The 16,404-nt window shown below is 69.4% G+C and carries 15 protein-coding genes and 2 pseudogenes; 6 read left to right on the top strand and 11 right to left on the bottom strand.

The genetic code is table 11. The annotated features are described in order from the left end of the window. The first annotated feature begins 194 nt into the window (after positions 1 to 194). From ACLF3G_RS04480 to ACLF3G_RS04470, 3 genes and pseudogenes are all read left to right on the top strand, one after another. The gene (locus ACLF3G_RS04480; RefSeq protein ID WP_430668118.1) at positions 195 to 542 is read left to right on the top strand and encodes a hypothetical protein; all 348 of its coding nucleotides are present in this window, start codon (positions 195 to 197) and stop codon (positions 540 to 542) included. Positions 543 to 545: 3 nt separating this feature from the next. Then, positions 546 to 869 (top strand): annotated as a pseudogene (locus ACLF3G_RS04475) (DUF3489 domain-containing protein); the annotation flags it as partial. Between the two features lie 101 nt (positions 870 to 970). Continuing rightward, on the top strand, positions 971 to 1,192 hold the full coding sequence (locus ACLF3G_RS04470; RefSeq protein ID WP_430668117.1) for a recombinase family protein: 222 nt from the start codon (positions 971 to 973) through the stop codon (positions 1,190 to 1,192). Positions 1,193 to 1,289: 97 nt separating this feature from the next. On the opposite strand, the gene ACLF3G_RS04465 is transcribed toward ACLF3G_RS04470, so the two are convergent. Together ACLF3G_RS04465 and ACLF3G_RS04460 are read right to left on the bottom strand one after the other, a co-directional pair. Further along, positions 1,290 to 1,505, bottom strand: coding sequence for a hypothetical protein (locus ACLF3G_RS04465; protein ID WP_430668116.1), 216 nt, complete (start codon positions 1,503 to 1,505; stop codon positions 1,290 to 1,292). Positions 1,506 to 1,531: 26 nt separating this feature from the next. Then, positions 1,532 to 1,963, bottom strand: coding sequence for a hypothetical protein (locus ACLF3G_RS04460; RefSeq protein ID WP_430668115.1), 432 nt, complete (start codon positions 1,961 to 1,963; stop codon positions 1,532 to 1,534). A gap of 615 nt (positions 1,964 to 2,578) precedes the next feature. Between ACLF3G_RS04460 and ACLF3G_RS04455 the strand changes: the two genes are divergently transcribed. Next, positions 2,579 to 3,349, top strand: a complete 771-nt coding sequence (locus ACLF3G_RS04455) for a PEP-CTERM sorting domain-containing protein (RefSeq protein ID WP_430668114.1) — start codon at positions 2,579 to 2,581, stop codon at positions 3,347 to 3,349. A gap of 301 nt (positions 3,350 to 3,650) precedes the next feature. Here the strand turns inward: ACLF3G_RS04455 and ACLF3G_RS04450 are convergent, their stop codons facing one another. After that, on the bottom strand, positions 3,651 to 4,049 hold the full coding sequence (locus ACLF3G_RS04450; RefSeq protein WP_430668113.1) for a DUF4112 domain-containing protein: 399 nt from the start codon (positions 4,047 to 4,049) through the stop codon (positions 3,651 to 3,653). Between the two features lie 227 nt (positions 4,050 to 4,276). Here ACLF3G_RS04450 and ACLF3G_RS04445 point away from each other — a divergent pair. Continuing rightward, positions 4,277 to 4,674: pseudogene (locus ACLF3G_RS04445) on the top strand (transposase); the annotation flags it as partial. Positions 4,675 to 4,782: 108 nt separating this feature from the next. Here ACLF3G_RS04445 and ACLF3G_RS04440 read toward each other — a convergent pair. The 6 genes from ACLF3G_RS04440 to ACLF3G_RS04415 are packed head-to-tail and all read right to left on the bottom strand — an operon-like array spanning position 4,783 to position 12,691. Further along, the gene (locus ACLF3G_RS04440) at positions 4,783 to 5,910 is read right to left on the bottom strand and encodes an ABC transporter permease (RefSeq protein WP_430668112.1); all 1,128 of its coding nucleotides are present in this window, start codon (positions 5,908 to 5,910) and stop codon (positions 4,783 to 4,785) included. A gap of 3 nt (positions 5,911 to 5,913) precedes the next feature. Beyond that, complete coding sequence (gene rbbA, locus ACLF3G_RS04435) at positions 5,914 to 8,613, bottom strand: ribosome-associated ATPase/putative transporter RbbA (RefSeq protein ID WP_430668139.1); 2,700 nt, start codon at positions 8,611 to 8,613, stop codon at positions 5,914 to 5,916. A 23-nt stretch (positions 8,614 to 8,636) separates the two neighbouring features. Continuing rightward, positions 8,637 to 9,641 carry an HlyD family secretion protein gene (locus ACLF3G_RS04430; protein WP_430668111.1) on the bottom strand — a complete coding sequence of 335 codons (1,005 nt, stop codon included), beginning with the start codon at positions 9,639 to 9,641 and terminating at the stop codon, positions 8,637 to 8,639. 28 nt (positions 9,642 to 9,669) lie between these two features. After that, positions 9,670 to 10,002, bottom strand: a complete 333-nt coding sequence (locus tag ACLF3G_RS04425; protein ID WP_430668110.1) for a hypothetical protein — start codon at positions 10,000 to 10,002, stop codon at positions 9,670 to 9,672. Beyond that, positions 9,999 to 12,404, bottom strand: a complete 2,406-nt coding sequence (gene ppsA / locus ACLF3G_RS04420) for a phosphoenolpyruvate synthase (protein WP_430668109.1) — start codon at positions 12,402 to 12,404, stop codon at positions 9,999 to 10,001. The genes ACLF3G_RS04425 and ppsA overlap by 4 nt, the downstream gene beginning before the upstream one ends. 41 nt (positions 12,405 to 12,445) lie before the next feature. After that, positions 12,446 to 12,691 carry a carboxymuconolactone decarboxylase family protein gene (locus ACLF3G_RS04415; RefSeq protein ID WP_430668138.1) on the bottom strand — a complete coding sequence of 82 codons (246 nt, stop codon included), beginning with the start codon at positions 12,689 to 12,691 and terminating at the stop codon, positions 12,446 to 12,448. A 212-nt stretch (positions 12,692 to 12,903) separates the two neighbouring features. Here ACLF3G_RS04415 and glgP point away from each other — a divergent pair, with 212 nt between their 5' ends. After that, a complete protein-coding gene (gene glgP / locus ACLF3G_RS04410; RefSeq protein ID WP_430668108.1) occupies positions 12,904 to 14,601 on the top strand; it encodes an alpha-glucan family phosphorylase in 1,698 nt (565 codons plus the stop codon). Positions 14,602 to 14,796: 195 nt separating this feature from the next. Here glgP and ACLF3G_RS04405 read toward each other — a convergent pair whose 3' ends face one another. Continuing rightward, positions 14,797 to 15,516, bottom strand: coding sequence for a DUF6639 family protein (locus ACLF3G_RS04405; protein WP_430668107.1), 720 nt, complete (start codon positions 15,514 to 15,516; stop codon positions 14,797 to 14,799). Positions 15,517 to 15,518: 2 nt separating this feature from the next. Then, positions 15,519 to 16,364, bottom strand: a complete 846-nt coding sequence (locus tag ACLF3G_RS04400; RefSeq protein ID WP_430668106.1) for a universal stress protein — start codon at positions 16,362 to 16,364, stop codon at positions 15,519 to 15,521. Between the last annotated feature and the right edge of the window lie 40 nt (positions 16,365 to 16,404).

Below are 16,404 nucleotides of genomic sequence, written 5' to 3'. Positions count from 1 at the left end.
GGAGAGCATCGGCACGCGTCAATACCAAACCGTGGCCAACAGCTACGCGCGCCGGCGCGCCGTAGATCGCAGAAGGCGCTTGGCTTTGCTCGCGCTCAGCGCGAAGCGTGGAGCACGCTCCGACCGGGTTCAGCCCGGCGGGGCGCCTGGTGGTAGGGGCCGATCCTCGGCGCCCGATACCGGAGACCACCGTCATGACGCCGTCCGACACCCAGTCCCAGATCCTTGGCGAGGCGGCGGAACACGAGGCCGGGCTGGCCGCGATGCCGAAGATCCCCGCTGCCGCACGCAACGCGGTGTTCCGCAGCATGCTGAAGGGCTGCCTGCTGACCGAGGTGCCAGCGCTACCGGAGCATGCCGGTTGCGGCTGGCGTCAGGACGAGGCGGGTGCCTGGATTGCCCCGCGGATTATCGAGCGTGGCCGGGCCGCCATCGGCCTGGCTCCTGCGCAAGACAGCCCCGGCGAGGCCGTTGCGGCTCCCGCGCAGGAAAGGCGACACACGGGGGCAGACTCGGGCGATGCCCCCTGGGCCCGCCTCTAGGCCCTGCGAAGGCACTCCCGCGCCGAGCGTCCACGACGGCCGGGCCAACCTGCGAGCGGCCGCAACGGCGGTGATAACCGCCTGGGAAGCCTCCCAGCCGCTCGACGCCGCCTTGGCCTCCCTGCGCATGATCCTCGCCGGCCGGCCGCCCCGCGCGCCACGAGCAGCCGACACCCCTCGCAGGCCGCGCGAGGCACCAAGCAGGCGGCGGTGCTGGCGCTGCTGCGCCGGCCGGAGGGCGCGACGGTGGCCCAGGTGGTCGAGGCGACTGGCTGGGCGCCGCACACGGTGCGCGGGTTCTTTGCGGGTCTCCGGACGCGGCACGGCATCGAGGTCACGGTGCTGGAGTGTGTGCGGCAGGTTGGTCCGAACAAGACCGGCGCCAAGGGCAGCTACAGCGTCTACCAGATCGCCGCGGTGCCGGCCCGATGCGCACGACGCAGCACAGCGCCTCGCGGCTGGCGGTCGGCCTCTACCGGGTCTCGGCCGCGGAGCAGGGCCAGAGCGGGCTTGGCCTGGAGGCGCAGCAGGCCAGCGTGCGCGCCTTCGTGGCGGCCCAGGGCTGGACGCTGGCGGCAGAGTTCTCCGACATCGCCAGCGGCAAGGACGACCGGCGGCCAGGCTTCCAGGCGCCACTGGCGCAGCGCTGACAGTGCGTCAGGTGCCGACGCCGCGTGGCACCGCCACATGGACCCACGCGACCGTGGCGCGAGTTCTGCAGCGCGCCGTCGGGTGAGTCTGCCCGACTTAACGGTGCACCCTGTCGCGCCTGACCACGCTGCCCTCGAATGGCACCTCGCCGCACTCGCCGCACCAGAGCTCGCGCCGAAGGCCTATCAGGTGCAGCCGGGCGTCACGGCCGATCAGCGCTGCCAGCTCCCTCTTGGTGAACGCCCGCACCCCACAGGCACAGGGCAGCAGCACGGCTTCGTCGTCGGCAAGATCAGCCACGGTGAAGGTCATGGTCGGATCGGCCGCCTGCATGGCGATCAGGTGCTCCGCGCCGGAGGTCCACCGCGCCGCATCAGCACGTAGCCGCTCATGGCGAGCTGCCGAAGCAACTGCTCCGCGGCGGCCGGCGCGACGTACTCGGCACCAGTGCGACGGGCCTTGCCGGTCGCGTCGGACCGCATCGCGTAGGCGAGCGAGTCCGCCACCTCCGGTTGGCTCACGGAGTGCAGCCACTGGCCGTCAACCTGAACCGGCTCGGGCTGTGGCTGACAGGCGCCGAGACTGCGGAGGATCTGCGTGACCGCCGCGTCGATGGTGCTGGCATGCAGCGCTGGCTGCAGCCCCCGTCCCAGGCCAGGTGCCTCGGCTGCGGCCTCGGTCACGCTGATGCGTCGGGTGGCGATGGCGGTAACGATCACCTCGCGCATTCGGCGCAGGACTTCAGGATCGATCGGACTGCCCTCGTTCATGGATGAAGTATGTTCCCAATATGTTCTAATGGCAAGCCTATCTGCCGGAGCCGCGCGTCCTGGCAGCGCAGGGGCGCCTAATGCGATGGCGCTGACCGAGGCGGCGTCGGCATCGGGGGGCCGCGCTGGCGCACCGGGGGAGCCCTCCAGCACCACGCCACCACCACGGTGCGCCGCATCCGCATTTGGCGCCTCGGGCCCGCGGTCGGTCGGCGGACCCGGTGAGCGGGTGCTGCGCGGGGACGATTTCGGCTAGGCACGCTTGGCAGTTGCCGGAGCCTGCAGTGGGTCATGGGGCGGATCTGCGCCACACTGTTTGACGCGGCCGCCGCGCAGCCGGCGACAGTAATTATGCTGCCCTCTCCCACAGTTGTGGCACCGCAGCCGTCGTCGACCACCGTCACCGTGCAATCAAGCTACTAGTCACAACCCAGGACCCGGGGAGCCAATCGCTGAACTTGCGTGCGAGCCGGTCTGCAGCCCGCAAGACGCGGGCCGCTCGGTCTCTCTATCGTTACTAGAGAAGTGATGCGGTCGGCCTGGTGAAGACCGTTGCGCCGCGTGCTCTGTCCATGCGTGAGTCAACCCAGCTGGATAATCTCGGGAGATTGGCGCATGCGCTTTCCGAAGCAGTCACGGCGCACGCGCCGCAGCTGGCCCCTCTTCGCCGTGGCGGTCCCACTAGCCCTCGCCTTCGGCCTTCCTCCTGATCCCGCTCGGGCCGCTCCCGTCATCGGTCAGGTCGACACCTTCGAGAGCGGCACCACCAGTGGCTGGCTGACGGGCGTCGGCCCCTTCGGCGCAGTGCCACCGGTGCCGCCGCAGGTGGTGTCGGACGGAGGACCCACCGGAGCCGGGGACGCATATCTGCAGATCACTGCCACCGGCGGCGGCGGACCAGGTAGTCGGCTCGCGGTTCTCAACGGGTCGCAGTGGAGCGGTAACTACCTGGGTGCAGGCGTGGGTGCCATCGAGATGGACCTGCGCAACCTGGGCACCTCCGACCTTGTCGTGCGCCTTCTTCTAGAAAACCCCGTGCAGGCTCCGCCGACCGACGAGGCCGTAACGCTCTTTGGGGCGCAGCTTCCGGCAGGCGGTGCCTGGGTCCGCGTGGCGTTTCCAGTCTTTCCAGCAGCGTTGGCGCCGATCGTCGGGGATCCAAACCAGCTGCTCAGTGGAGTGACGTTCCTGCGCATCATTCACAGCGAAGGCGCTGATCGGCCTGACCCGATCGTGGGCATGCTGGGTGTCGACAACATCCGCGCGCTGGCTGCACCTGTCGCGGTTCCCGAACCCACGAGCGCAATGATGCTCGGAGCTGGCTTGCTTGGGCTCGGACTGTGCCGTCGACGCAAGGCTGCACGCCTGGCTCAGACTAAACTATAGAAGGGTCTCCGTCTCAGGATTTGATCGTGGGTGCACTGGCTGCTGGGCTACCGGCCCGCTGCTGGCCCTGACAGCGACGCAGCAGCCCTGGTGCGCTGCCAGGTAGCCGAGCAGGCAGCGCATCGACTGGCCCTGGATGTTTGAGCAGTGCGCGAGGCCGGTGCGGCAACCCGTCAGGCTCTGGCGCGCCTCCTGATTGCGCGCGGGCTACCGACGCCGAGGGATGGGATGACCTGGACGCACACGACGGTGGCGCGGGTCCCTGCGGGGACGATGGCAACAGGCTTGACCGAGGTGCAGGTCAATCGGCCGGGCGTTGCTTCCGGTCGAGATGCTGCCGTAGGAGTGCCATGTTGCGCAGATTAGCGCGAAAGAAGACGTCCCCAATCCAGCCGGCGAGGGGCACTGCACTGATCAAGGCGTCAACACCAATGTTGCCAATCATCCGCATCAAGACGCCCGGCGGCACACCCAGCCGCCGCGCCTCCAGGATGAGGTAGGCCGAAACACCTTTCGAGGCTACCAAGCCGATGCCCGGTATGACGTTCAACGCGGCATCCGCACCGAACCGGATGCCAGTACCCGGGATGCGCCACCTGCTGTCCAGGACACGCGCAATGGATTCCAGCCGCCTCCGGACTGATGCATCGTGACCATCACGAGCCAGGCCTTCGGCTCCCAAAATGCTACGCCCACTCATCTGCATGCCCCACCGGCCTGCACGGCCCTGCGTGGTTCAACGCCGCTCGCACAATTCGGTGCCTCAGGCCAGCAGATTTCATCAGCGGCTACATCCGATCCAGCGTGAACTCCCGGGTGCCACCGTACTGAATCGAGCCGCGGTCGAGTTCCTGCCGAAAGTGAGGTGGTCCCAGGATTTCGGACGGGTGGCTAAGCTCGGTCCACCTGCGAGAAGGACGGATCTGAATGACGGGCAAGCGGACACGGTATTCGGCGGATTTCAAGGCGAAGGTGGCGCTGGAGGCGCTGCGTGGTGATCTGAGGGCAGCGCAGCTGGCGGCCAAGCACGGCATTCACCAGACGATGGTCGGCGAGTGGAAGCGGCAGGCCGTGGAAGGGCTGACCGCGGTGCTTTTGGGCAAGGCAGCGGCGCAGGAGAGCGCGAAGGCGGTCGAGGCGGATATCGAGAGGCTGCACGCCAAGATGGGGCAGCTGCTGCTGGAACGGGACTTTTTGGCGAAAGCGTCCGGTCGATGAGCCTGGAGCGGCGCCGCCAGATGATGGAGCCGGGGCACCCGCAGCTATCGGTGGTGCGGCAGTGCGAGCTGGTCTCGATCAGTCGGTCGGGGTGCTACCACCGGCCTGATGGGTAGACGACGCTGAACCTCGAGCTGATGCGCCTGATCGCCAACCCTCGCTGCGCCGCCAGCCGACTCTCGCGCCACGCCGGCCTGGGTGTCCCCAGGCTCAAGTCACGTGGCAAGCGCGCGCCGGAATCGCGACAGCCCGAATGCCAGGAACGCCGTCCCGACCGCCCCTGTCGCCAGGAAATGCGGCCAGACGATCGCGAGATCGGCTCCGCGGAACAAGATCGCCTGGGCGAAACTCACGAAATGGGTTGAGGGCACCAGCTGCATGGTGAATTGCAGCGGCAGCGGCATGCTCTCGATCGGCGTATCGGCGCCTGACAGCATGTTCATCGGCAGCACCGTCAGGATGAACAGCAGCCCGAGCTGCGGCATGGACCGCGCCACGGTGCCCAGGAAAATGCCAAGCGACGTCGCAAAGAACAGGTAAAGCGTCGTGCCGGCCAGGAACAGCGGGATGGATCCCGCCGGCTTTACGCCCACCGCCCAGCCGAGCACGACGATGAGGGAGACCGAGACCGCCGTCAGGATCACCAGGCCGTTCGCCCACAGCTTCGCCAGCATGATCTCGATCGGCGTCAGCGGCATGGCGAGCAGATGGTCGATGGTGCCGTGCTCGCGCTCCCGGATCAGTGCCGCACCCGCCAACAGCACCGAGAGCATCGTCACGTTGCTGACAATCGCCATGGCGCCTGAGAAGCGTGCGCTGTCGAGTGCCTGGTTGAAGGCGACCCGCAATTGCAGCGCCACCGGCTCTGCCGCATTCCGTAGCGCTGCCTCGCCCCCCGTGCCGCGCGCGACCTCCTCCGTGACGATGCGTTCGATGATGCCGGCGCCGATGCCGGCCTGGAGCATCGCAGTGGCATCGACATTCAGTTGCACCAGCGGCTGCCGTCCGGCCCGTACGTCCCGCTCGAAATCGGGCGGGATGTCGAGAACGAAGGTCCAGTGCGCGGCATCCATGCCTTGGGACATCTCGGCCGGGGCGATGCGGTCCGGGCTCTGAAATGCGGGCGCCAGGAAAGCATCCGCGATGCGGGCGGACAGCGTGGACCGGTCCTCGTCGACGACCGCGATTGCGGCGTTGCGCAGGTTGTGCGTGACGCCGGTGGCGTGGCTGTAGACCGCGAAGGTGAAGGAGTAGACGACGAAGGCCAGCAGGAAGGTGTCATGGCGGAGGCTCTGCAATTCCTTCAGGCCGAGCCATAGGATGTTGGACAGCGACCGGATCACGGGTCAGCGGTCCTGCTTGTGGAGCAGCAGGACGCTGGCCATCGTCAGGACCGGGATGAAGGTGGCCAGTGGCAGCAGGAAGGGCAGCAGGTCCGCGAAGCCCAGCCCCTTGGTGAAGGTGCCGACGCTGATCTTCATGAAATAGCCGGTCGGGAAAAGCTCGCCGATCACCCGGCCCGCGCCCTCCAGGCTGGCGACAGGCTGCAACATGCCGGAGAATTGCGTCGCCGGCATCATCGTCGCGATGGCGGTGCCGAACAGCGCCGCGATCTGCGTGCGCGTGAAGGCGGACATGACGAGGCCGATGCCGGTCGCCGCCGTCACATACAGCAGCGCGCCAAGCGTTAGCCCCACGAGGCTGCCCTTCAGCGGCACGCCGAACACCGTCAGCGCCATCAGCAGCATCAGCGCGAAGTTGCCCATGCTGAGCGTGATGTAGGGCAACTGCTTGCCCAGCAGGAACTCAAGCCGTGTCACCGGCGTGACGTGGAAGTTGGTGATCGAGCCGAGTTCCTTCTCCCGCACCACGCCGAGCGCCATCAACATGGACGGGATCAGCATCAGCAGGATCGCGATGGTGCTCGGCACCATGGCGTAGATGCTCTTGAAGGACTGGTTGTAGCGGAAACGCGTCTCGACCACGGCCGGCGGCGCGGGCTGCGTCCGGCCAGGCTCGCGCGCGGCGAGGAAGCCGGCATGCAGGCCGGAGACATAGCCGGTCGCCGTCTCGGCCCGGAACGGCAGCGCGCCGTCCAGCCACGCAGCCACCTCCGTGGGCCGTCCGGCGCGCAGATCGCGGCCAAAACCCGCGGGAATCTCCAGTGCGACGGCAATTTCGCCCGCCCGCAGGCGGTGCCACATATCCTCCTCGCTGGTGATCGGCGGCCGTTCGGCGAAATAGGCCGAGCCCGAAAATTCCTGCGCATAGGTCCGGCTCTCGATGGTCTGGTCGCGGTCGAGGGCGGAGAAGGTCAGGCGGTTCACGTCGGTCGAGATACCGAAGCCGAAGACCAGCATCAGCAATGCCGTACCGATCAGTGCGACCGACAGCCGGATCGGGTCGCGTCGAAGCTCCAGCGCCTCGCGCCAGGAATAGGCGAGCAGGCGGCGCAGCCCGGCGCGGGCCGTGCCGCCTGGTGGCGCGGCGACCGTGCCGTGGTCCGGCAGGGCCGCTGGTCGCGGCATCTCCGCCGCACCCGCCTGTTCCGCCTCGCGCAGATAGCCGATGAAGGCCTCGCCCAGCGTCGCCGCGCCGCGCGCCGCCTTCAGCTTCTCCGGCGTCCCGCTGGCCAGCACACGGCCGGCATGCATCAGGGAGACCCGATCGCAGCGCGCCGCCTCGTTCATGAAGTGGGTGGAGATGAAGATCGTCACCTGCTGCCGGCGCGACAGGTCGACCAGCAACTCCCAGAAGGCGTCGCGCGCCAGTGGATCGACGCCCGAGGTCGGCTCATCAAGGATCAGCATCTCCGGCGCGTGGATCACCGCGACGGCCAAAGACAGCCGCTGCCGGACGCCAAGCGGCAGGTCCGCCGCGCGCGCGTCACGATGCGCGGCCAGGTCGAAGCGCGCGACCATCTCCTCGACCCGGGGCCGGATGCGCGCCTGCGGCAGGTGGAACAGGCGCGCATGCAGGATGAGGTTCTGCACCACCGTCAATTCTGCATACAGCGAGAAGGCCTGTGACATGTAGCCGACGCGCCGCCGCGTCTCCAATCCGCCGCCGCCTGCCGGCGCGCCGAACAGCCAGGCCCTGCCCTCGGACGGCGCGAGAAGCCCCGTCAGCATCTTCATCGTCGTCGTCTTGCCGCAGCCATTGGAGCCGAGGAAGCCGAAGATCTCGCCGCGAGCGATGCGGAAACTGACGTGATCGACCGCGATGAAGGCGCCGAACCGCCGCGTCAGGCCCTCGGCCACGATCGCCGGCTCTGCCGCGCTTTCCGGCTTCCGGGGGATCTCCAGGCGGCGCGCGCCGCGCCGGGCGGTCTCCGGCAACAGCGCGACGAAAGCCTCCTCCAGCGTCGCCGTGCCGGTTCGCGCGCGCAGGTCCTGCGGCGTACCGGCGGCGAGCACGCGGCCCGCCTGCATCGCCACCAGCCGGTCGAAGCGCTCCGCCTCCTCCATGTAGGCGGTGGCGACGACGACACCCATGCCGGGTCGCCGCTGCCGGATACGTTCGATCAGCTCCCAGAACTGCTGGCGCGACAGCGGGTCCACGCCGGTCGTCGGCTCGTCCAGCACCAGCAGGTCCGGGTCGTGCACCAGCGCGCAGCACAGGCCGAGCTTCTGCTTCATGCCGCCCGAGAGCTTGCCGGCGGGGCGGTCCGGAAACGGTGCGAGCCCGGTCGCCTCGAGCAGGTCCGCGATCCGCCGGCGCCGTTCCGCCCGCGCATGGCCAAACAGGCGGGCGAAGAAGTCGACATTCTCCCGCACGGTGAGGTCGGCATACAGGTTCCGCCCCAGGCCCTGCGGCATGTAGGCGATGCGCGGCGAGACGGCACGGCGATGCGCGGCATCGGCCATGTCGCCACCGAGCACGCGCACCCGCCCGGCCTGGATGCGCCGCGCCCCGGCCAGCAGGCCGAGCAGCGTGGACTTGCCCACCGCGTCCGGCCCGATGACGCCGATCGTGCCACCTTCCGGCAGCACCAATGAGACATCGTCCAGCGCGAGCGTCGCCTTGTAGCGATGCAGCAGGCCCATCGCCTCCACCGCGGGCGTCCCGCTCACCCGCCCCACCAGTCGGCTTCGGTCAGGCGGGACTGCAGGTGGTCCGGCCACCTGGTCTCCGGGTCCAGCCGCACATAGGCGAGGCCGGTGATGCCGACCTTCACCTGGTCCTCGTAGCGCCGCAGCAGCGCCGGCGGCAGCTTCACCCGCACGCGGTACATCAGGTTCTCCCGCTCCTCCCGTGTCTCGACCTGGCGCGGCGTGAACTGCGCGCGGGCGGCGACGAAGGAGACGCGGCCGGGCAGGGGCGTCTCCGGCACCGCGTCCAGCACCAGCCGCGCCTCCGCCCCAATTGCCAAACGCCCGGCCGCCCTGGCGGGCAGGAAGATCGTCATGTGGACATCGCCGAGGTCCAGGATGGTCAACAGCTTGCCGCCGGGGGCCAGCACCTCCCCCGGCTGCGCCAGGCGATACTGCACCCGGCCGGTGCGCGGCGCCCGCAGCGAGGCGTCCCGGATCTGCTGGTCCAGCCGCTGCACGCCGGCCTCCGCGGCCTCCACCGCGTCCCGCAGCGCCTCGACGTGCCGTGCCGCCGCATCGCGCGCCGCCTCGGCCGAGCGCGCCTCGGTCCGCTGCCGGTCCACGGTCTGCTGCGGCGCATGGCCCTGCGATGCCAGGCGCAGGGTCCGGTCGAGGTTGCGGGCCGCCAGCAAGGCCTCGCCACGCCGTTGCTCAAGCAGCGCCAGCGCTTCCTCGACCGAGTGGCGGAAGCGCCGGACCTCGGCCTCGGCCTGGCGGAGCTGGGCCTCAAGCTCCGCCGTGTCCATGCGGGCCAGGACTTGGCCTGCCTCCACCATCTCGCCTTCCCGCGCCAGGATCTCGACCACGCGCCCGGCGTATTGCGTGGCCACGTCCACCTGTTCCGCCTCCAGCCGGCCATTGCCGAAGGCGATGCCCTCCGGCAGCCGCGCCTGGCGTCCCTGCCACCAGGACCAGCCACCGGCAGCCAGCATGACGCCGAGCACGATCATGGCGAGCAGAAGCTTCGGCCCGCGCCTCACCGCCCCGGAGATCCCGGGCGCGCGGTGCTCACTCCCAATTCAACCCCTCGTCGCGTCCTGCGGTGGTGTCGGCTGAGACCGGCGCGGTTTCAGCGGGCGGCGCCGCCTCCCCCCGCCCGCCGCTGCGACGATCCAGCGATTCCACCGCCGCCACCGCCAGCGCCGCCACCTGCACCAGCCGCTGCCGCGCCTCCACCAGCGAGCCCTCGCGCGCCTTCACCCGTGCCCAGCCGGCGTAGTCGCCCATCAACTGCACGAAGGCGGGAACCGGCATCGCATCGTCACGCGCCGCGCCGCCCCACTGCGCATCTTGCCGCGTCCGCTCCGCCGCGACTTCGGCCAGCACGCTCTGCGTCGTCATGGTGTGTCTCCCGTTGCAATGCCCAGGCGCGCCTCCGCCTCCGCCACCCGGCGCAGCGTGCCGGCGAAGCTGTCGGGATTCAGCGATATGGAATCGATGCCGTGCTCAACCAGGAATTCAGCGAAGTCCGGGTGGTTGCTGGGCGCCTCGCCGCAGATGCCGACCTTGGCGCCGCAGGCATGGGCGCGCCGGATCACATCCGCGATCATGCGCTTCACCGCCGCGTCCCGTTCATCGAACAGCGGCGCCAGCTCCGCCGAATCGCGATCCACGCCGAGCACGAGCTGCGTCAGGTCGTTGGAGCCGATGGAGAAGCCGTCGAAGCGCGCGGCGAAGTCCTCGGCCAGGATGACGTTCGAGGGGATCTCGCACATCACATAGACCTGCAGACCATCCACGCCGCGATGCAGGCCGTGCCGCGCCATTTCGGCCAGCACACGGTCCGCCTCGGCTGGGCTGCGGCAGAACGGCACCATGACGACCAGGTTGCGCAGCCCGATCTCCTCCCGCACCCGGCGGATGGCGCGGCATTCCAGCGCGAAGCCCTCCCGGTAGCGGTCCGAATAGTAGCGGGAGGCGCCGCGCAGCCCGAGCATCGGGTTCTCTTCCACCGGCTCGAATTCGGCGCCGCCGAGCAGGTGGGCGTATTCGTTGCTCTTGAAGTCGGATAGGCGAAGGATGACCGGGTTCGGATGGAACGGTGCCGCGAGCCGCGCGATGCCATGCGCCAGGCGATCAACGAAGTACTCCGTCTTGTCGGCCCAGCCTGCCGTCATCGCCTCGATCTGCCGCTTCGCCTCGGCGTCGCGCAGCGTCTCGAAGCGCACCAGCGCCATGGGATGGATGCGGATGTGGTCGTTGACGATGAACTCCATGCGCGCGAGGCCGACCCCGGCCGCCGGCAGGCGCCACCAGCGCAGTGCCGTGGCGGGGTTGGCCAGGTTCAGCATCAGCGCGGTGCGCGTGCGCGGCAGGGTATCGATATCGAGCTCGGTCGAGCTGAACTCCAGCCTGCCGTCATAGACGCGTCCCTCATCGCCCTCGGCGCAGGACAGGGTGATGGCCTGGCCATCCTTGATTTCGGCGGTGGCACGTCCGGTGCCTACCACGGCCGGCACGCCAAGCTCACGGCTGACGATCGCGGCGTGGCTGGTGGTGCCGCCGTGATCCGTCACGATCCCGGCGGCGCGACGCATGATGGGAACCCAGTCCGGGTCAGTCGCCTCCGTCACCAGGATGGCGCCGTCGCGGAAGCGGGTGATGTCATCCGCACTGCGGATGACGCAGGCCTCGGCGGCGGCGATCGCCTCGCCCACCGCGGAGCCAGTCAGGATCGGCCGCGCGCGATGCGCCCGCAGATTCCACCGCCGCAGCGGGCCGACGCGACGCGCCTGCACCGTCTCCGGCCGCGCCTGCACGATGAACAACGCGCCGGTTTCGCCATCCTTCGCCCATTCGAGGTCCATGGGCCGGCCGTAATGCCGTTCCACGGCCACCGCCCATCGTGCCAGCTGCAGCGCTTCCGCCGCTTCCAGCACGAGGGCCTCACGCTCCCGCCGCGTGGTCTCGATCAGCACGGTCCGCGCGCTGCCGCCGGTGGCGTAGACCATCTTGTGCTGCTTGGCGCCGCGCGTCCGCTCGATGAGCGGACTGCTGCGCGGGTTGTCGAGCAGCGGCTTGAAGATGGTGAACTTGTCCGGCTCGACCGTACCCTGCACCACCGTCTCGCCCAGGCCCCAGGCGGCGCTGATGACGACGACGCCGGGGAAACCGGTTTCGGTGTCCAGCGTGAACATCACGCCCGATCCCGCCAGGTCCGAGCGCACCATCACCTGGACGCCGATCGACAGCGCGACCGTCATGTGGTCGAAGCCCTGCGCCTCGCGGTAGGCGATGGCGCGGTCGGTGAACAGCGATGCGTAGCAGCGCCGGCAGGTCTCCATCAGCGCCGTCTCGCCACGCACATTCAGGAAGGATTCCTGCTGGCCGGCGAAGCTCGCGGTGGGCAGGTCCTCGGCCGTGGCGCTGCTGCGCACGGCGACAGAGGGCGTCGTGTCACCCTGCCGATCGGCGAGTGCGCGGTACGCGGCGCGGATGGCCTCGGCGAGGTCCCGCGGCATCTCGCCGTCGAGGAACAGGTGGCGGATCGCATCGCCTGTCTCCTGTAGGCTGGCACTGCCGGCGCGGAAGGCGGCGAGCCTCTGCTGCATCGGCGCGGCGATATTGTTGGCGGCAACATAGGCCTGGTAGGCAGTGGCCGTCGTGGCGAAGCCGGCCGGAACCTGAACCCCGGCGGCGGCGAGCGCCCGCGTCAATTCACCCAACGACGCATTCTTGCCGCCGACCCGCGGCACATCGGCCACGCCGAGTTCTTCGAACCAGACCACAAGTTCCTGCGGCATCCGAGTTCTCCCCTGCGACGTCGTGCCCCGTCCCGAACGCCTCAGTCCTGGCCACGCTGATAAGGCTCGTCGAAGGCCCGCAGCGCGGGTGCCAGCATCGCCAGCACCTCGGCGCCCGCGGCAGGAACCGCGGCGAGCAAGGCGGCCGCAACCTCATCCCGTGGCGTTCCCGCGCAACGCGCTTCGGCCACCCAACGCAGAAGTTGCGCGTCGCTGCGCAGCGCGGCCGCCACGGCCAGCCCGATCAAGGCCCGCGTCCTGCGGTCCAGCCGTCCGTCACCTCCCATGTCCGCAGCCGCCCCATCCGAGTCCAGGCCCGGTACGGGCAGCGGGATGGCAACCGGGGGGCGCATGCTCTCGAGGCTCATCGTCCTGTCGTCCTCCACTTGTTTCACATCCTGGCGAGTGCCGCGGCGTTGTCTGCGCCGCGGCCGCGGCGGCGGTCCACCATGTGCAGCCCCGGCGGATACGCCGGTCCATCCGCAAGGAGATCCGCCAGGTGCCGCCCCTCGATCGCTTCGTCGCGCGGACACGCATCGCCTACCTGTCGATGGAAATGGCGCTGGACCCGGCGATCCCGACCTACGCCGGCGGCCTCGGCGTGCTGGCGGGCGATACCGCGCGGTCCTGCGCCGACCTGGAACTGCCCGTCGTCTTCGTCACCCTGGCCAGCCGAGAGGGCTACTTCCGGCAGGAGATCGCAGCCGACGGCACGCAGGTCGAGCACGCCGAGCCGTGGGACCTGGCGGCGCATGCAACGCCGCTGGATGCCATGGCCGCCATACGCCTGGAGGGGCGCCAGGTCTGGGTCCGCCCCTGGCTGTATCCTTTGGCTTGCCCGCATGGCGGCTGCGTGCCGATCATCCTGCTCGACACGCGCCTTGAGCAGAACGATCCACGCGATCGGACCATCACCGATCGGCTGTACGGCGGCGATGTTGCGATGCGGCTGAAGCAGGAGGCCGTGCTCGGCATCGGCGGCGAGCACCTGCTGCGCGCGCTCGGCTTCGAGATCGTGACCTGGCACATGAACGAGGGCCACGCCGCGTTGCTGCCGCTGTCGCTGCTGCGCCGCTACCGCCGCGCCACCGGCGACCAGCCCCTGGAAGGCCCGCTGCTGTACGACCTCGATCCGGTGCGGGAGCGGTGCATCTTCACCACCCACACGCCGGTCGAAGCCGGGCACGACCGCTTCCCCTATGACCTGGTGGCGGAGGTCCTCGGCGACTTCTTCGAGCCGGACCAGCTTCGCCTGCTGGCCGGGCCTGACCACCTGAACATGACCAGGCTCGCGCTCAGCATGAGCGCCTGGGTCAATGGCGTCGCAATGCGGCACGCCGAGACGGCGCGGCGCATGTTTCCCGACTACCGCATCCGAGCCATCACCAACGGCGTTCACGCGCCGACCTGGGCGCATCCCGCCTTCGCGCGGCTGTACGACGGGGTCGCGCCTGGCTGGGCGCACGACCCGGACCTGCTCCTGCGCGCCGATGCGCTGTCGGACGAGGCGATCCGGGCCGCGCGTGCGACGGCGAAGGCGGCGCTGTTGCAGGAGGTGGAGCGCGGTACCGGCATCAGACTGCGTCCCGACCTGCCCATCCTGGCCTATGCCAGGCGGATGACCGGCTACAAGCGGCCGGAGTTGCTGTTCACGGACCTGGCGCAGCTGCGGTCCATTGCGGCACGGACACCGTTCCAGATCCTCATCGGCGGCAAGGCGCATCCGCGCGACACGGCCGGTCGCAAGCTCATCGCGGAGATCCATGCCGCGATCCGCGCGCTGGACGGCGCCGTGCCGGCAGCCTTCCTGCCCGGCTACGACCTGGGGCTGGCCAGGATCATGGTGGCTGGTGCCGACATCTGGCTGAACACGCCACTGCCGCCGCTGGAGGCGTCCGGCACCAGCGGCATGAAGGCAGCCCTCAACGGTGGGCTCAATCTCAGCGTCCTTGATGGCTGGTGGGCCGAGGCCTGCGAGGAAGGCGTGACCGGCTGGGCCATCGGCGGACCGAGCGGCCCGGCGGAGCATGACGCGGAGGCGCTCTACGCCAAGCTGGGCGGCACGGTGCTGCCGCTTTGGCACGGCGACCAGCGCCGCTGGAGCTGGATGATGAAGCAGGCCGTCGCCCGCATCGGTTCGCGCTTCCACAGCCAGCGCATGATGCGCCGGTACGCGGCGGAGGCGTATCTGCGCTGACGCGCCGGCGGGCTGCCGCCGAGGCAGGCGTCGACGCATCATCACCACCTCCCTTCCACCCGCACGGGCTGGGTTGCCGCCGCAGCATCGCAAGCCTCCCGCCTCGGCCACCTTGCGGTTTGTCAAGTTCGGCACGGCGCCGCACCAGGCTCGCGGAAACGTCATCCCTGTCTGTGGGCCGCCCATCGCCCGCGATTACATCGGAAGATCAGTCCCGACCTTTCCGCCGAGGATGTCGTCGAGGATCGTGGCGTGGCCCTCCCGCATGAAGTGCCGGTAGGCACGGATGCCGAAGCCATGTGGATCCATCAGATGGGCGATCTCCGTGATCTCCGCGAGCGAGGCGAAATCGTCCTCCGGATATTGCGCCAGCACGCGCATGAGGGTTGCAGGCTGCATGGTCGCCAGTTGCACCACATACGCCATGTACTCGCTGCAGACCCGCCCCGGCTCGGCGACGCGGAAGTTGTCGAGCAGCAAGGCATGGGCCAGCTCATGCACGATGAGGCTCGTGTGCATTTCAGCATCGATGGGCTGACGAAACATCAGCCGGTCCGGCTCTCGCAGCCAATCCGCCTGCGCCGACGTCACGCGGAGGATGCGCCGGCTCCGTTCGTAACGGCCCAGCACCCGGAGGGTCGTCGCTCCAAGATCAAGTTCGACCCGCTCGGCAAAGATCAGGTCGAGCGGCGCTGTCATCCGAAGCCCACGCTGCACGACCAGGAACCCTTCGACCCGGCGCCAGGCCTCGCAGGCATGGATCAGGTCGTTGTCGGTGGCGGCCTCGATCCGTAGCGGCGCCTTCGTGCAGCGCTCGTCACGCGCCACGGCACGCCCTGGCGTGCTCAACAGCAGCAGGGGCAGCGCCAGCCGCCAGCGTGGCCGCAGCCCGACCGGAAAGGCACGGCGGGCCATGCTCAGTGCGAGATCAGCACCGGCACGGTCATCTGTGCCAGGATCGTGCGCGTCGCCCCGCCGAGCATGAACTCCCGCAACCGGGAATGTCCGTAGCCGCCCATGACCAGCAGGTTCGCACCGAGGTCCGCCGCCTCGTTCAGCAACAGGTCGCCGACGGTCACATCGGCCCCGGCAACGCTGCGCACCGTCACCCGCAACCCGTGCCGCGCCAGATGGGCGGCAATGTCGGCGCCTGGCTGCTCGCCATGTCCGTCCTCGTCCTTCCGAGGCATCACGGTCAGGACCGTCACCTCCTCCATCAGGGCAAGCAGCGGCAGCGCGTCATGCACAGCGCGCGCCGCCTCCCGCCGCGCATTCCAGGCTATCAGGGCGTGGCGGCCCAGGCGGGTTGGCGCGCCCACGCGTGGCAGCAGCAGCACGGGTCGCCCGCTTTCGAACAGGGCGGCGTAAATCGCGGAGTCGCCGATGGTCTCGGCGTCGTCCGGATCGGTCTGGCCCATCACGATCAGGTCGGAGTAGCGGCCGTGCAGGGCCATCTGCCCCGCCAAGCTGCCCTCGACCTGTCGCCAGGCGCCGCTCAGCGTGTCCAGGCGCAGCCGCTCGCGGAACCGCGCCTCGACCGGTGCCGCAGCGTCGATCGCGTCGCGGTGCATCCGCTCGATCATCTCGGCGACAGCGGCGCCACCACCAAACTCCGCGCCGGCGAGGATCGGCAGCGGGACGTCGATGACGTGCAGGCCGACCAGGTGGGCCGAAAGCCGCTCGGCCAGATCCGCCGCAAAGTCGAGCCGGACGCTGCTGGCCTTGTCCGTGCCGAGATGTACAAGGAAATCCCTGATGCCCATCGCACTCTCCCACGCAGGCGCGTGCAACCACCCTAGTGCG

Origin of the sequence: Falsiroseomonas sp. HC035 (genome assembly GCF_050563525.1) — a bacterium.
Taxonomy (GTDB): domain Bacteria; phylum Pseudomonadota; class Alphaproteobacteria; order Acetobacterales; family Acetobacteraceae; genus Falsiroseomonas.
This window is presented reverse-complemented; position numbering and strand designations above follow the sequence as displayed.

Excerpts from the sequence above, each read along its gene's own strand:
- ACLF3G_RS04405 (WP_430668107.1), bottom strand. The coding sequence starts at position 15,516 with ATGGCCCGCCGTGCCTTTCCGGTCGGGCTGCGGCCACGCTGGCGGCTG.
- ACLF3G_RS04425 (WP_430668110.1), bottom strand. The coding sequence starts at position 10,002 with ATGACGACGCAGAGCGTGCTGGCCGAAGTCGCGGCGGAGCGGACGCGG.
- ACLF3G_RS04400 (WP_430668106.1), bottom strand. The coding sequence starts at position 16,364 with ATGGGCATCAGGGATTTCCTTGTACATCTCGGCACGGACAAGGCCAGC.
- ACLF3G_RS04470 (WP_430668117.1), top strand. The coding sequence starts at position 971 with ATGCGCACGACGCAGCACAGCGCCTCGCGGCTGGCGGTCGGCCTCTAC.
- ACLF3G_RS04465 (WP_430668116.1), bottom strand. The coding sequence starts at position 1,505 with ATGACCTTCACCGTGGCTGATCTTGCCGACGACGAAGCCGTGCTGCTG.
- rbbA (WP_430668139.1), bottom strand. The coding sequence starts at position 8,613 with ATGGGCCTGCTGCATCGCTACAAGGCGACGCTCGCGCTGGACGATGTC.
- ACLF3G_RS04415 (WP_430668138.1), bottom strand. The coding sequence starts at position 12,691 with ATGGGAGGTGACGGACGGCTGGACCGCAGGACGCGGGCCTTGATCGGG.
- ACLF3G_RS04455 (WP_430668114.1), top strand. The coding sequence starts at position 2,579 with ATGCGCTTTCCGAAGCAGTCACGGCGCACGCGCCGCAGCTGGCCCCTC.
- ACLF3G_RS04460 (WP_430668115.1), bottom strand. The coding sequence starts at position 1,963 with ATGAACGAGGGCAGTCCGATCGATCCTGAAGTCCTGCGCCGAATGCGC.
- ppsA (WP_430668109.1), bottom strand. The coding sequence starts at position 12,404 with ATGCCGCAGGAACTTGTGGTCTGGTTCGAAGAACTCGGCGTGGCCGAT.
- ACLF3G_RS04450 (WP_430668113.1), bottom strand. The coding sequence starts at position 4,049 with ATGAGTGGGCGTAGCATTTTGGGAGCCGAAGGCCTGGCTCGTGATGGT.
- ACLF3G_RS04480 (WP_430668118.1), top strand. The coding sequence starts at position 195 with ATGACGCCGTCCGACACCCAGTCCCAGATCCTTGGCGAGGCGGCGGAA.